The following is a 16,728-nucleotide window of genomic DNA, read 5'->3' as shown; positions in this document are numbered from 1 at the left end:
AAATATGAGTACCTCATCATTTTCTTTATTCAGAAAAATTAGTTTTGCTGCGCTTATTGTTTTCATGGCAGTAAGTCAGGAAATTTTTAGTCAAACAATTAGTTTTGGCCTAGATACTTTGCAGTTCAATGGATTTTCACCACCATCCAAAGGTACTGCATTAAAGTTTGGTCCTGATGGGAAACTGTATCTTGCCCAACTCAACGGACAGATAAAAATCTATACCATTCAAAAAACCATAGCTAATGAATATAAAGTCGTCGCTTCCACTACCCTTTTGGACATTCAAAACATCCCAAACCATGATGACATTGGAACTAGGGCAAAAGACGGTAGAAGTAACCGCCAATCTACAGGTATTACAGTGGTGGGGACCGCGACCAACCCAATAATTTATATTTCTTCTAGTGATCCCAAATGGGGAGGGCCTTCTGGTGATAAAGCCTTAGATACAAATTCAGGAATAATTTCAAGGTTGACTTGGACAGGGAGCACTTGGGATGTAGTTGACCTTGTACGAGGTTTACCGAGATCTGAAGAAAACCATTCTCCAAATGGTCTGGAGTATACAATTATTAATGGAAAACCATATCTCTTGCTTACAAGTGGGGGGCATACCAATGCAGGTTCACCGAGTTTAAATTTTGCTTATTTAGGAGAATATGCTCTTTCAGCAGCCGTATTGAGTATTGATCTGAATGCCATTGATGCCCTGCCACTGAAAACAGACCTCGAATCAGGGAGGAAATATAAATATGATATCCCGACTTTGGATGATCCTTCCCGACCAAATGCCAATGGAATATATAATCCAAACCAATCAGGATATAATGGTATTGATCTTGGAGACCCTTTTGGAGGTAATGATGGACTAAATATGGGAATGATTGTTTCCGGTGGTCCTGTTCAAATTTTTTCAGCCGGGTACAGAAATACCTATGATCTTGTCGTAACTGAAAGTGGGAAAGTCTATGTAACTGATAATGGTGCCAATTCCAATTGGGGAGGCCTCCCAGAAAATGAAGGGAATCCTTTGACTATTACCAATAGATATTTGAGTACTGAGCCAGGTAATAATTCCACAAACCCCTCACCAAGCGGAGAATATGTGTCAAACAAGGACCATCTCATGATGATTACATCGGATATTAGTAATTATTCATTTGGCTCTTATTATGGTGGTCATCCTAATCCCATTCGGGCAAATCCAGGAAATTCATATACCTTAGGATCCTCATTTCCCTTCAATCCGGGTGGGGCAGGTCTTTTCACAAGATCTTTGGGAGATGATGCCAATTGGTCAACTCTAACTCCTTTATATACTCCAAATCAGGTTTTTAGGACTTCAATTCTTGCCCCGATAGCACCCGGTCAAGCCGGTTTTGATTCTTATGCTGCAAATTCTCTTCCGGTGAACTGGCCTCCTGTTCCAAAAGCAATGGCAAATCCCAATGAGGCGGATTATCGGTCACCGGATCTTGGAAATCCCAACGGACCTAAAAAACAAGTGGTTACAATATTTCCTATAAATACAAATGGAATAGCGGAATATAAAGCATCCAGTTTTAACGGAGCCCTCAAAGGGGCATTAATAGCAGGAAAAAGTAACGGGACCATTCATCTTTTATCACTCAATCCTGATGGTAGTTTAAAGCAATTAGAGGCTAATAAATGGAATTTAAATTCCGGAAATGCACTGGGAATTACTTCAAATGGGGATACAGAAATTTTCCCAGGCACAATCTGGGTAACCACCTTTGACAATAGAGTCCATGTTTTGACTCCACAGATTTCAACAAATTGCATACTTCAATCCAATCCTGATTTTGATCCAAATGCGGATTATGATTTCGACGGGTTCAAGAACCAAGACGAATTAGACAACGGAACGGATATCTGCTCCGCAGCTTCAAAACCAAGTGATTTTGATGGAGATTTTATCTCTGATTTAAATGATTTGGATGATGACGGTGATGGATTATCTGATTCAATAGATCCATTTCAATTGGGAAATCCAACTAGCCTACCAATTGAAAATGAATTATTTTCTGACAAAACAGATGAACTTAACCGTCCACTAGGCTATTTAGGATTAGGATTAACTGGACTCATGAATAACGGTGCCAGTAATCCAAATTGGCTTTATTGGCTTGACGTTCCAAATTCCGGTCCACTTCCAAATGATATATTTGGTGGAGCAGCAGGAGCGATACAAATAGCAATAACAGGTGGTTCAGCCAACGGAACAGCAAATAATCAACAAAAAGGATTTCAGTTTGGGGCAAACGTTGGCAACGAAACAGGTGAATTCATAATTACAGGAAGGTTACTGAGCTTAACAGGTCCTCAATTATTTTATGACGTAACCCATAATGGGGAAATTGGGATTCAGATGGGTGATGGGACACAAAGCAATTTTTTCAAACTTGTTTTTACAAAAACGCAAATTTTAGCAGGCTTGGAAGTCAATAATATTCCTGATCCGGCTCCATTGACATATCCCATATCTACTTCCAATCGACCAATTGGTTCTGAGAATATAGATTTCATCCTTAAAGTAAAACCTGTTCAGGGGACTGTAGAACCAATGGTCAAAATTGGAAACCGAAACCTGATCAGTTTAGGAACAAAATCCTTGACAGGTAAAGTCCTGGAATCCGTCCAGCAAATTACCAAGCCACTTGCAATAGGTGTATTTGGAACAACAGCCTCACAGGGAGTCGAGTTTTTGGCAACTTATGATTTCTTTAAGGTTATTGGGGGACAACCTTATGTTATCCAAACCTTGCCGGATATTTCAAAACAAGTCGGATCCCAATCCATTCAAATTGACCTTGGAGAATATTTCAATGATGGCGATGGGATTGAAAATCTTAAATTTACAGTTTCGAAAAATACCAACTCCACCATCGGAGCTTCAATTGTTGGGAAAATCTTGACATTGTCTTTCCCTTCTCAGCCAAATTTCGGGGCCATCACTATCCGGGCTACTGATTTGTCTACCTTGTTTATTGAACAAACATTTAATGTAGATGTAATTCCCGCTCAACAAATCCTGTTCAGAATAAATGCAGGAGGAACGGCTGTCGCAGGCTTGAATGGTGCACCAAATTGGAAAGCAAATGAGATCAATGGCTCGTATTCAGGTGATGGTTATACCGTTACCAATGGTTCAACATACAGCGGGAATCTGTTATTTGATAATAAGCATACCTCTATACCAAGTTATATTGACAAGGCAACTTTTGAATCAATCTTTAAAAATGAAAGGCATAATAATAATGCCACGGTTATGGCCTACAATATCCCTATTTTAAATGGAGACTATCAGGTAAATCTGTACATGGGAAATTCCTATTCAGGTACAAGTACAGCTGGTACTCGGGTTTTCGATGTGAAAGCAGAAAGTAGTAACGTTCTTATTGATGTGGATTTGGTTACAAAATTTGGACATCAAAAAGGAGGAATGGAAAAATTCAACATTACAGTTACCGATGGTGTTTTGAATATTGAGTTTGTTAAAAAAATCCAAAATCCATTGGTAAATGCCATTGAGATTATTAATACCCAAACCTCTGCCCCATTGGTAGTCACGAGTGAAATTCAAAACCAATTGAATAAAACCGGAGATATACTTGATGGCAATTTATTTTTTACCGCTTCAGGAGGTGTGGGCCAGCTGTTTTACAGTGCGGTAAACCTTCCTCCGGGAGTTACTATTGAAGATGTAAATGGAAGAATTTACGGAACCATTGCATCAGGAGCATCGGCGAATAGTCCATATCAGGTTACCTTAACTGTAAAAGACTCTAATAGCCCTGTACCTAATCAAGAATCAAGAACTTTCTATTGGGCAATTTCAGGTAATGTAACCGAAAATGGTTTGGTAGGTCATTGGAAAATGAATGAGGGGAGCGGATCAAAACTTTTAGACAGTTCAGGAAACGGGAATAATGCAGTAATTCTAAATACGACCTCAGGAGTATCATGGGTACAGGGAAAAGACGGACTTGCTTTAAATCTAAATGGAAATTCCAACAGATTCGCAACCGTGCCATCCAACTCCAGTCTCAACATGACAAATGCAATTACAATCACTGCATGGATCAGGACTTCAGGATTGGCAAGGAAACAGATTCTATCAAAAGGAGGTCCTGACGGATATGAGCTCAGTATTTTTGAAACAGGAAAATTTGAATTCAGGATCAACCGCGAAAGTTCAGGCAGTACTTATAGACTTTATTCAAACCAAAATTACCCAACCGACGGAACTACTTGGATGCATGTGGCCGCAACATTCGATGGGACAAATTCCCATATCTATATCAATGGGGTGAAAGACAATTCCGCAACATTTGCCCCAACAGCAATAAAATCAAATACCACAGAACTGCAAATTGGTGCAAGGTCTTCCATCAATCGGTGGGTAGGAGATCTAGATGAAGTAAAACTATATAATAGAGTCCTATCAGAGGTCGAGATTAACACATTGGTCACTGGAGGAATTCCTATTCCGACTGCACCTTTACTTACTTCTCCAGCTAATTCCGCAAAAGAAATAAGCATTTCGCCAACCCTAACATGGGTTACTACACAGTATGCAAGTACATATAAAATTCAACTATCCACCAGTTCTGGCTTTACATCTTTTATTTCTAATGTATCAGGCTTAACAGGGACTTCCTTTAAAACTCCAAAATTGACAAATAACGTCACATATTATTGGAGAGTCGCTGCTGTCAACGAAAAAGGGACCTCCAGTTGGTCTCAGGTGAGGTCATTCACAACAAACAGCCTCGTTGGATTTTGGAAATTGGATGAAGGAAGTGGGAATACGCTCATTGATCATTCAGGAAATGGAAATAATGCCAGCAAATCTTCTACTTCTAATTGGAACTGGATCAGCGGAAAAAGTGGCTTAGCACTTTTGCTGAATAAGTCAATTGCCCAATATGGCAGAGTTCCACATAATTCCACCATCAATATTTCAAAGCAAATAACGATCAGTGCATGGATTAGACCTGCAGACAAATTGGGTAGGCAGATAATTTCAAAAGGAGGAACTGATGGTTATGAACTGTTAACAAGATCATCAGGAAAGGTGGAGTTTAGATTTAATAGAGAAAGCAATGGTTCAACATATTCCCTCCTCTCAAATAAAAACTATCCAAGTGACGGTAAAACATGGTTACATGTAACCGCTACATTTGATGGAACCAAATCCACTATATATTTTAACGGCGTTCAAGATATTTCAAAAACATATTCTTCAACCACAATCAAAACAAATACCTCCGAACTTCAAATTGGAGCAAGAAAAGGTGCTAATTTATGGAGCGGTGCTCTTGATGAAATCCGGCTTTACAACAGGGCTTTGACTGCAACTGAGGTATCAAAATTACCAAATCAAACAATTGCCTTTAGAATGATGGATGACGGAGAAGATTCGGAAGATTTCATTGAAATGGATATATCAGACGTTTTAGACGATGAAAAGGAAGTCTTGGCATTTGATTCTCCACATGCAACCAAACTTTACCCTAATCCTGTAGATGATGTCATTCATATTGAACTTTCGGATTTCAAGCATGATATAATCCAGGTCAATATCTTTGATATGAAGGGGCTGAAGTTATTTGACCAAGAACTTCAAACCGAAGAAGGGAGGTTTACAATTGATATTTCAAGGATAGGTCTAAAACAAGGAAGCTACGTTCTCTTTGTAAATTCAGATGGATACCAAAGGATTTTCAAATTCATAAAGAAATAAATTCCAATGAAGTTTATACAATCAGATAAAATTAAATCGGATAAAATAGATTGATTTAAAAAAGGAATGCAAAAGCAAAAGAGTCAGAAAACTTCCTTTCTGACTCTTTTGCTTTAATTATTGACTATTAGAAATTAAGGTTTTAATCAAAACATAAAATTTATAACCCCTTCGAAAAGAAATTTACTTTGATAGAAACCAGAAAAGCCAATAAAGCAAAGACCAAAGTAAATCCATCCACTGTTTTGCTTTTGAAATTCAATCCAAACAACCTTTGTAGGATATAGCTTATGTATGAATCAGGCAAATCTTGAATCCCTGATTTTCTGAGAACTTCCCAATGCCATTCGGTAAGCGGGCAATATCCCCAACCATACCAAATACCAAGAAAAACCCATGAGGCCAAAGTCAGTGAAATAACAGCCAAATGCCACTTTTGAAGTGGCTTCCAAATCCAGGCAAACAAATTGAAACAAATCAAAAATGTATGAAAGACTATGAAAAAATGGTCTGCCATTTTCAGTAATTCACCCGACATAGCTGAAATGATTTATTCACCGCTGCCAAATTTCAAAGTTGGAATGGCTTTGCTAAACATTGAATATAACCCACCTAATGCGCCGGCAATCCCCGTCACAAAAGTGGTAGCCTGGTCTAGGAAATTTTTATCAAAATAACTGATCATGGCAACTGTCAGAAGGATAAAGCTGAAAACTGCTATTTGGATTGTCCTCACGTTGCCATTCTTTTGCTCGTCTTTTTTAAATATCAGGATTTCTTCTTGGCTGACATGGCTGACGACAAAATGCCTAAAAGTTTTACTAAACAGTTTGGGCATTTCATGTTCCTCAGTTCTTACGAGAATCCCCTTTTGAAGCAATTCAATAATGACTTCTTTGTTGGAAAAATTGAAAAACCCCTCCATACTGAAATAGTAACAAACCTTCCTTTCATCAAAACTCAATTCCGACCAGATATTGGTATAGAATGCCTTGTTTGACCTTTGGTTTGTAAGAAGGATCGATTCAGGAACCGATTCATCATGGAAATTTTGAGGAGCTATAATCGGTATATATTCAAAATAAAAATTGCTGAATATTTGCGAAAAGCGGATTTGTTGGGACTTGTCGACAAGCTTTTTATTCATTTCCTTCCATGAAATTCCTGAACCCAATACCAAGATTTTGTTTTGCTGTCTAGCTTCTTCCATAATGATGGGCAAAAGTCTGATCATCTCCTCACCAAGATCAATACAATGGAGGTTTTGGATAAGCCAAATTGATTTACCTTTCATTTTCTCTTCCACCTCTCCTCCCCTTTCAAGTGTGGGATTAAGGACGGCATCAATGACCCAAATGTCCGTAGGCTTTTTGTTGAATTTTTCCACCACCCATTCCTGGTTTAAGTCAGAGTCAAGCCCACAAATAAATATTTGCGATAAGTGCTTTTGGGACGATCGTATTCCAGAATCTATCAAATCAAAATTAAAGTCTAAAAAATAAATCTTATTGGTCAGGCTCCTTACCAGCCAAACTGCAAGTACTATGAAAGTGAAAAAGACAATACTCACGAAAAGAAACAAAAATGGTTGATGGGAAATGTTATGGAAGTAAGTACCCAAAAACCCAAATGAAGCCCTTTCATATTTTGCTTCAGGATCTGGCTGAACCTTCAACTTGTCCAAAGCAATAAAATCTGAAATAACAGGTTCATATTGTGTGGATAAACTTCCAAAAATAAGCCTCCTTGCCTCGTCATAAGAGTTCCAAAACCTATTTGGCTGAACTGAATCCCTGGTATCTTTTGTTGCTTCCCAATGATTTTTTTCATATTGGTATACCTTGGAAAATAAGACATAGCCAGGAATAAATCCAATGAGGAAAATCCACATTATAAAAAAGGCAACATAGAGGTTATGAAAGGGGGAATGAGTCCTTTGATCTTTGGGGAGTGTGTTATGATTTTCTTCGGAAGGCCTTTCCTCTTTTTGGTTTTCATTGTTTATCATTTTTCTGATATAAATAGAACCAACGAGGGTTAGCGCTACAAATATCAGGATAAACCAAAATGTGCCAGGACCTACCAAAAAAAACAAACCCCAGAAAGGAAATACCAGAATCAACGTAAGAGCAAGTATGTTACTGACCGCTTGCCGGTGGTTTGGTCCACCCCATACAGGACCCAGCCATATATACATCAACATTTTGGTATGAAGTGCGCCCAAAATAATGAGGACATACATGGCAAAAAAATGGAAATTGGGCTGGTTATAAAAATAAACCAAAAGGAATGAATAGACTACAAAAAACCCAATCATGACCATAAATTCAAAGGACTTTTTCTGTTTGGGAAACAGGTAATAATAGGCAAACTTTTCCCACTGCTTGTATTTGGATTCCGGTTTGATCAGCTTATTGAAAAAGGAAATCAACGCCAATATGGAAAGATAAACCAGAAGAAGAATCATAGTTTCAAAAGTGATCAAAGAAGAAAAAACATGCTCCAAATGACCGTCTACCAAATAAATCATCCATAATGGCTGGTCGTATTCATTCCGTTTTTTGACAGGAACTAGAACCGCCTCATAGGCATGGCCATCGAGATATAGCGGAATTTCCCAACTATGTTCCAATGCACTTTCATTGTCACTGTTTCCTTTCATGATGGAAGTGATTTCTCTCCATTTCGTCTCTGAAAGCATTTCTTTGAGGTTATCCAATGGCGCATCTATTTTTTGGCTTTTATGGATGACCAAGCCATCTTCCTTAAAAAGAATATACCTTCTGATGGAATCATAGGGGCTTTGGTATTTATCCCATGAAAAAGTAATTGCTTCAATCCTGTTTTTTTTAAAGTCAAGCTTACTGATGACAGACTCGATAATAGCACTGTCAAGCGAATAATGAGAGCCGATATAATTGACCCGGTCCTTGCCTTTTTCAAATTCTCCCGGAAAGGATTTCTTACCAAAAAAAAGAAAATACGCCCTTTGATTCAGGTTGATAAATGAAGGGTCATCAATCAATCCAAAGTTATTGATGTAAAGCCGGGACACGATACCGTCATTTTTGATCTCTATCAATTCATTGAATCCACCCCGATCAGAATCCCAAGATTCGATTGTACCTTTCCTTTCATTCAAATAGGATGAATACCCCTCTCTAACTTCAAGAACACTCCTTTCATGGATTTCTTCTTCGATGGGGTGGTGCTGTTTGAAAAAAGAAAACCCAAATCCCAACATTACCATTATACCAATCAGAGAAAGGCCCACATTATAAACCCTGAATTTGGTCAGCTTGTCTCCCTTCTGGAGGCCAAAAAGTGATATGATGGGAAGAGAAAAAAGCATCAAGGCTAGCAAAAACACCAAAATGGTAAGGTTAGTAAAGTCTACCCGACGGCCTATGGAGTCGTAATATGATTTTTTGATCACTCCAGCCAAAAAGAACCGCATATTTTCAATCACCACAGGAGTGAAATAAAGTAGATAAACCTCATCCTTATAGATTATTTCATGCTTGATGACAGGTAATCTAAATGGATCAGCGTCAACTTTATCAAAATCCGGGAGCATTTTTCCTACCTCGCTTTGCGGAAAAATCACCTTTCCGGAAGTGTCGGCCAAAAATATTTTTTCAAAAAACTGATGCCTGTCAATTTTTACAAAAAGGTTGTTTAGTGGAAAAGTAAATTCAGTATTCTTTATGCTGATGTCAGGTACTTTGTTACCATCTTCGACAAGTTCAATTTCTACAACACCCTTAAATTGGCTTTTTCTCCCTTGCAGACTAAACAAAACCTTATCCAAATTGGATTGGAAGGCATATTGGAAATGACCTTTCACCAGTTCCATATTTCTGATGGCCTGACCTTCAAGCTCTAATTTATTGGTATTTGACTGTTGAAAAAGTAGAAAGGCAATGACAACAATCGCCACCAAAAAGACTCCCCAAATTTTGAAGTTCTTAAAACCCATAAAAATTTTGGTTAAAAATAGGATTGAATATACAAAAACTGTTGATAATCAAAAAGATATTAACATCATTTCTTCGAAAAACTATATATACCCATTGATTGTGGATCGCTTGCTAAATTTCCTTAAGCCGAATTTGCTTGTCGGCAGACAAAAGATCTGTGATTTTCAATTATCAACAAAATGACAAACTGATTCAGACATTCTACCATTTTTATTGTCTGCAGAATCCTTTTGGGCAAAAATCTGTAAAAACTTACAAGTTGGCAGGAAAAAAAGATTTTGAATCCCGTGTTTTTTGCTTTTCTTTAAATATACAGGCATATTTATTGCTTATCTTTGCAACTGGGAAAAGTTAAAAATCGAATAAAGAAAGTTATAAACACCAATTTCAATGAAAAAAAATCTTATCTATCTAGCGCTGTTTATTTTTTTATCAATGCCCTTGTTTGCCCAACAACCAGATTCAATCAGTTCATCAAGCAATGGCAGTATCAGCAGTCAGTTTGATTTCCTGATGAAATCTTCCAATAATTATCAAGACTATAAGGTCATCAAAAAAACAAGCATTGAAAAATTCAAATCCAATGTCATCGATTCCCTGAATGTTTTCAAAAATCAATTGGTTACTGTCAACCAAAACCTGGGGGAACAGCAAGCTAAAATTGCAGGACTTGAGAAAGAAATTGCCGATACAAAAGTTCAACTCAGTACTGCAGAGGCGGCTAGAGACAATTTTGAATTTTTTGGAATGCCAATCTCCAAATCTGCATACAATAACCTCATGTGGACTATTGTCGCTGCTTTGACTGCCGCATTTCTGTTTTTTTTATTCAAATACAGCCAAAGCCACAAGCTGATTTCAAAAGCACAAAAAGACCTTTCAGACACATTGGAGGAATTTGACCAACATCGAAAAAATACACTGGAGAGGGAGCGCAAACTCAAAAGAGAACTGGTGGATGCTATGAACGGAAAAATCAACTGATCCACTTAACCCAAAAAAAATCCCGCAGAAAAAAATCTCTGCGGGATTTTTTGTTTCCAGATGGTTCTAAGTCAACAGAATTAATAACAATAGAATAATGATGATCGCCCCCACTGAAAGGTAAACACCACCTCCCATTTGCTTGGCTTCCACTTTCATATCCTTCAGTTCGTTTTTTACTTCTTTTCTTTCTTCCTTGCTCATTTCGGAGAAATCCATCGCTTTGATTTCTTCTACCCTCACTTCGATTTCGGAAAGTCTTTCTTTTTGCTCCGGTGACAATTCTTCCTTCACTTTTTTGTTGGAAGCGGCTGAGGCTTCCACCTCAAATGCAAAAACCATTACAAAAAAAGACAGTACATACATTAACTTTTTCATGTTGATTAGATTTTAATTGAGTCCTTAAGATAGTTTGAATATAGAATTATCCCTTCAAAATTCAATAATTAAGCCAAACAAGAATCAAGTAAAATGAATTTTAAGTGGCCATTCACCCGTTTTTTGGTTCCTAAGGTTTGATTATTATTTGTAATTTAGCCAATCTTTGAAACTCGGTTTTTCAGAATAACCTTATATATACCTCAACCCAATTGCCTCATGTCCCCAAAAGGAGATAAAAAACTTTTCTTGCTTGATGCCATGGCCTTGATATACAGGGCCCATTTTGCCTTCAGCAAAAACCCAAGAATCAATTCCAAAGGCCTAAATACCGGCATTATGCTCGGTTTTACCAATACCTTATTAGAAGTTTTGGAGAAGGAAAAACCTACCCACATCGCTGTGGCTTTTGATACCAAAGCACCAACCTTCAGGCATATTCAGTTTGAGGCTTACAAGGCCAACAGGCTTGAGCAGCCGGAGGATATTGAAGTGGGTATTCCATGGGTCAAGAAAATCGTGGAAGGTTTCAATATCCCTATCCTTGAAATGGATGGATTTGAAGCAGATGACATCATCGGTACCATTGCCAAAAAAGCAGAGCGGACAAGTTTTGTGGTATATATGATGACGCCGGACAAAGATTATGGACAGATTGTAGATGATCATATTTTCCTGTACAAACCGGCATTTATGGGCAACGGAGTTGATGTCATGGGTCCAAAGGAAGTCTGTGCCAAGTGGGACATCGAGCATGTGGATCAGGTCAGGGATATTTTGGGACTGATGGGAGATGCTGTGGACAATATTCCCGGAATCCCCGGAATAGGTGAAAAAACTGCAGTAAAATTTTTAAAGGAATTTGGTTCCGTAGAGGGATTGCTTCAGAATACGGATAAACTCAAAGGGAAGCAAAAAGAAAATGTGGAGAACTTTGCCCAACAGGGATTGCTTTCCAAAGAACTCGCCACGATCAAAATTGATGTTCCGGTTGACTTTGATGAAGTGGCGCTTCATTATGGTGGACCAAATGAAGAAAAACTCAAAGCCATTTTTGCTGAATTGGAATTCAGGACTTTGACACAAAGGGTGTTTGGAGAAAAAATGAAAAAGGCTCCGGCAAAAGTCAGTGAGCAGTTGGGATTATTCGGACCTGTGGATTCAGGAAAAACTGTTTCCCCAGCCATAGAAGAAGAAGAATTGACAGAAGAAGAAGTTCCTACTCCGGAAGTCCCTCAAGTCTATGACAGTATCCTCACTACGGCAAATGATTACCATAAAGTGGAGGGAGAAACAGCCATTAAGGAATTACTCTCTTATCTGGAGCTTCAGGATGAATTCTGTTTTGACAGCGAAACTACCTCACTCAATCCCAATGAGGCCGAATTGGTCGGACTTTCCTTTGCCTATGTTCCCGGTGAGGCATTTTACATTCCTTTCCCCTCAGATCAGGAAAAAGCAAGGAAACAACTTGAGCTTTTCCGGGGGATATTTGAAAATGAAAACATCACCAAAATAGGTCAGAATATCAAATATGACATGCTTGTGTTGAAAAACTACGGCATGGAAGTCAAAGGCAAACTCTACGATACGATGCTTGCCCATTACCTGATCGAACCTGAAGGAAAGCATTCCATGGATTGGCTGGCGCAGCAATACCTGAGCTACAAGCCTGTATCCATCGAATCCCTTATTGGCAAAAAAGGGAAAAACCAGGGAAACATGAGGGATGTGGAAGTGGACGAAGTGGTCGCTTATGCAGCAGAAGATGCTGACATTACGCTAAAACTGAAGCAAAAATTTGACCCTATCATCAAAGAGAATGGCCTTGAAAAATTGCTCCATGAAGTTGAAAACCCCCTCATTGAAGTCTTGACAGATATGGAATTTGAGGGAGTAAAAATAGATACTGCAAGTTTGGCTGAACTCTCAGTTCTTTTGGATGAAGAAAGTAAAGTCATCGAAAAAAGGGTTTATGAATTGGCCGGGGTTCGGTTCAACCTCGCTTCCCCAAAGCAGTTGGGTGAGGTACTTTTTGAAAAACTCAAACTCGATCCCAAAGCCAAAAAAACCAAAACCGGTCAATATGCCACGGGAGAGGAGATTTTGAGCAAGCTTGCCAACGAACATGAAATTGCGGAGGCAATCCTAGAATACCGTCAAATGGTGAAGCTGAAATCCACTTATGTGGATGCACTTCCGACCATGATCAATCCAAAAACAGGAAGGGTTCATACCACCTACAACCAATTTGTCGCCGCCACAGGAAGGCTTTCTTCCATCAATCCGAACCTTCAAAATATCCCTATCCGGACTGCAAGAGGCCGTGAAATCAGGAAGGCATTTGTGCCGAGAGATGAAAACCATGTGATCCTATCGGCCGATTATTCTCAGATCGAACTGCGCATCATGGCTGCGTTTTCCCAAGATGCATCCATGATCGAAGCTTTCAAACAGGGCAGGGACATTCATGCTACTACTGCTGCCAAGATTTTTAAAGTCCCTTTGGAAGAAGTGACTACTGACATGAGAAGAAAGGCAAAGACAGCCAACTTCGGGATCATTTATGGAATATCGGTGTTTGGCCTCTCCCAAAGACTGGCTATCCCGAGATCAGAAGCCAAAGAAATCATAGATGCCTATTTCACAGAATTTCCTGCTGTAAAAGAGTATATGGACGGCGCGATCGAAAAGGCCAGGAAAAATGAATATGTAGAGACCATTCTTGGGCGTAGACGCTACCTCAGAGATATCAATTCCCGCAACATGACCATGCGTGGCTTTGCCGAGCGGAATGCCATCAATGCCCCGCTTCAGGGTTCGGCCGCCGACCTCATCAAAGTCGCGATGATCAATGTTTACCAATGGATGAAAAAGGAAAAACTCAAATCCAAGATGATCCTTCAGGTGCATGATGAATTGGTTTTTGATGCCCACAAGGACGAGGTGGAATTGCTGCAAAAAGAAATCCCCAAACTCATGTGTAATGCCGTCAAAATCGATGTTCCACTTGAGGTCGAGACAGGAATAGGAAAAGATTGGCTGCAAGCACATTAACAAGACATAAGATGTGAGACATGAGATTTGAGATAGTTTCTACGAAGGAATAGAAGCAATCTTATAAATTAGAAATCCCTAATCTTGAAGAAATCCACACAAAACTCAAAACCAAAAATTTCAATTTCTTTTACACCAAATCTTCAATTCACGAGAAATCTGTCTCTTGTCTCACATCTTGCGTCTCACATCTTAAATAATGGCTAAAACAAAAACCACCTTCTTCTGTCAAAACTGTGGCGCGCAAAGCCCCAAATGGATTGGGAAATGTCCCGCTTGTGGGGAATGGAATACCTATGTAGAGGAAGTCATCCAAAAGGAAGAAGCAGGCAAGGGAAATTGGAAAGCTATAGGAACAAGAGAAAAAAGGGCCTCCACACCCAAGCGCCTGTCTGAAATCAACTTTGAAGAGATGCCGAGGACGGTGACCCATGATGCTGAATTGGACAGGGTCTTGGGCGGAGGAATCGTGCCGGGTTCGTTGGTGTTGATTGGGGGTGAACCGGGTATTGGGAAGTCCACGTTGATGTTGCAGATTGCACTTTCATTGCCAAAAGTAAAAGTACTTTACGTCTCGGGAGAGGAAAGCGAGGCCCAGATCAAGATGCGTGCAGAGCGGATGGCTTTCAAATCGGATAATTGCTACGTGCTATCCGAGACAAATACCCAACAGATTTTTCAACAGATAGAAATCCTTCAGCCTGAACTTTTGATCATTGACTCCATACAGACATTGCATAGTCAATATGTGGAATCGGCTGCAGGTTCAGTTTCTCAAGTCCGCGAATGCACAGCTGAGTTGATGAAATTCGCCAAGGAAACAGGCGTGCCTGTCTTTCTGATCGGCCACATTACCAAAGACGGTTCCATCGCAGGCCCCAAGGTCCTCGAACATATGGTAGATACGGTTCTCCAATTTGAAGGAGACAGACACCTCTCCTACCGGATTCTCCGGACTTCGAAGAACAGGTTTGGTTCTACCAATGAGCTCGGCATCTATGAAATGCGTGCCGAAGGCTTGCGACAGGTAGCCAATCCCTCAGAGATTTTGCTGACGCAAAGGGAAGAGGTCCTCAACGGTGTCGCCATCGGTGCCATGCTCGAAGGGAACCGCCCCCTTTTGATAGAAATCCAATCTTTGGTCAGCCCTGCCACCTATGGTACGCCACAGCGGAGCAGTACAGGTTTTGATGCCAAGCGGTTGAATATGCTTTTGGCAGTCTTGGAAAAAAGAGGGGGAATGCGCTTGGGACAACAGGATGTTTTCCTGAATGTCGCCGGTGGCATGCGAGTTGAGGACCCTGCCTTGGACCTTGCGGTCTGTGCTTCTCTGGTTTCTTCTTATGAAGACAATCCTGTTCCGGAGGACATCTGTTTTGCAGGGGAAGTGGGATTGGGAGGAGAAATCCGTGCTGTCAACAGGGTTGAAAACCGTATTGCAGAAGCGGAGAAATTGGGTTTCAAGCGGATTATGGTTTCCAAATATGCCATCAAGGGTTTGGATGTAGACAAGTACAAGATTCGGGTTATTGCTGTCAGCAAACTGGAAGAAATGTATCAGAGGCTGGTGGGGAATTCGAATTAAAAATGATGAATTTAGAATGCTAAATGGACGCTGTGACCACTGTGCCATGCCCTCGGTGGTAGATAATTGCGGCTATCCCTTCAGCCCTGAAAGGGCGAGATTTGACTAAGAGATTATTCCGCCCCTTCAGGGCTCATGAGGATCTAATCTGAATTTAAGGATGGGCTGCACCCATCCCTTTGGTATCTCGCCCTTTCAGGGCTTGAACCGAGAAAAAACAAAAACGCTGTGATCTCTGTGCCCGTGTCCTAGTTGATAGAAAAATAGATTTAACCACAGATGAGCACAGATTTTCACAGATGGTTATTAGAAACATTGGAAAATCTTTAACGCATTGATCGCAATGGTTTCGCTAAGAACCCAAGGTGAATTTCTTAGAGGCTTTGCTCTTTTAACTCCGCATGATATAGTTTATAGTTTTTTCTCCGTGTCTTACGCGTCCTCTGAGCTGAATTTAATGTTTGCGTCTTCGCGCCTTCGCGGGACACGTTCTCTTTTTTTCTGCGTCAATCTGCGCTATCTGCGGGAAAAAATCTTTACCACAGATGAACACAGATTTTCACAGATGGTTAGAGGTAACATTGGAAAATCTTTAACGCATTGATCGCAATGGTTTCGCTAAGAACACAAGGTGAATTTCTTAGAGGCTTTGCTCTTTTAACTCCGCATGATATAAATTATAGTTTTTTCTCCGTGTCTTACGCGTCCTCTGAGCTGAATTTTTTGTTTGCGTCTTCGCGCCTTCGCAGGACACATTCTCTTTTTTTCTGCGTAAATCTGCGCTATCTGCGGGAAAAAATCTTTACCACAGATGAACACAGATTTTCACAGATGCTTAGAGGTAACATTGGACAATTTTTACTGCAATGATCGATAAGGTTTGATATGAACACAAGGTGGTTTTATTAAGGCTTTTTCTTAGCGTTTTTGCGCCTTCGCGGTACATGTTTAACCACAATGTGCGCAATGGTTTA

The 16,728-nt window shown here is 39.8% G+C and carries 7 protein-coding genes; 4 read left to right on the top strand and 3 right to left on the bottom strand.

The annotated features are described in order from the left end of the window. Window positions 1–4: 4 nt before the first annotated feature. Window positions 5–5,770 carry a LamG-like jellyroll fold domain-containing protein gene (locus NK987_RS05560; RefSeq protein ID WP_259263072.1) on the top strand — a complete coding sequence of 1,922 codons (5,766 nt, stop codon included), beginning with the start codon at window positions 5–7 and terminating at the stop codon, window positions 5,768–5,770. 160 nt (window positions 5,771–5,930) lie between these two features. Here NK987_RS05560 and NK987_RS05555 read toward each other — a convergent pair whose 3' ends face one another. Together NK987_RS05555 and NK987_RS05550 are read right to left on the bottom strand one after the other, a co-directional pair. Further along, window positions 5,931–6,308, bottom strand: a complete 378-nt coding sequence (locus NK987_RS05555) for a DUF2784 domain-containing protein (RefSeq protein WP_259263071.1) — start codon at window positions 6,306–6,308, stop codon at window positions 5,931–5,933. Window positions 6,309–6,320: 12 nt separating this feature from the next. After that, window positions 6,321–9,749 carry a hypothetical protein gene (locus NK987_RS05550; RefSeq protein ID WP_259263070.1) on the bottom strand — a complete coding sequence of 1,143 codons (3,429 nt, stop codon included), beginning with the start codon at window positions 9,747–9,749 and terminating at the stop codon, window positions 6,321–6,323. 391 nt (window positions 9,750–10,140) lie between these two features. Between NK987_RS05550 and NK987_RS05545 the strand changes: the two genes are divergently transcribed. Next, on the top strand, window positions 10,141–10,734 hold the full coding sequence (locus NK987_RS05545; protein WP_259263069.1) for a hypothetical protein: 594 nt from the start codon (window positions 10,141–10,143) through the stop codon (window positions 10,732–10,734). Window positions 10,735–10,800: 66 nt separating this feature from the next. Here the strand turns inward: NK987_RS05545 and NK987_RS05540 are convergent, their stop codons facing one another. Then, the gene (locus NK987_RS05540) at window positions 10,801–11,112 is read right to left on the bottom strand and encodes a hypothetical protein (protein ID WP_258424830.1); all 312 of its coding nucleotides are present in this window, start codon (window positions 11,110–11,112) and stop codon (window positions 10,801–10,803) included. A 219-nt stretch (window positions 11,113–11,331) separates the two neighbouring features. Between NK987_RS05540 and polA the strand changes: the two genes are divergently transcribed. Next, window positions 11,332–14,169: a DNA polymerase I gene (polA, locus tag NK987_RS05535; protein WP_259263068.1), complete on the top strand. Its 2,838-nt coding sequence runs from the start codon at window positions 11,332–11,334 to the stop codon at window positions 14,167–14,169. Between the two features lie 199 nt (window positions 14,170–14,368). After that, entirely contained in the window at window positions 14,369–15,754 is a 1,386-nt protein-coding gene (radA, locus tag NK987_RS05530; protein ID WP_259263067.1) for a DNA repair protein RadA, read from the top strand. Window positions 15,755–16,728: the final 974 nt, after the last annotated feature.

Source organism: Aquiflexum gelatinilyticum (genome assembly GCF_024813435.1).
Lineage (GTDB): Bacteria > Bacteroidota > Bacteroidia > Cytophagales > Cyclobacteriaceae > Cognataquiflexum > Cognataquiflexum gelatinilyticum.
This window is presented reverse-complemented; position numbering and strand designations above follow the sequence as displayed.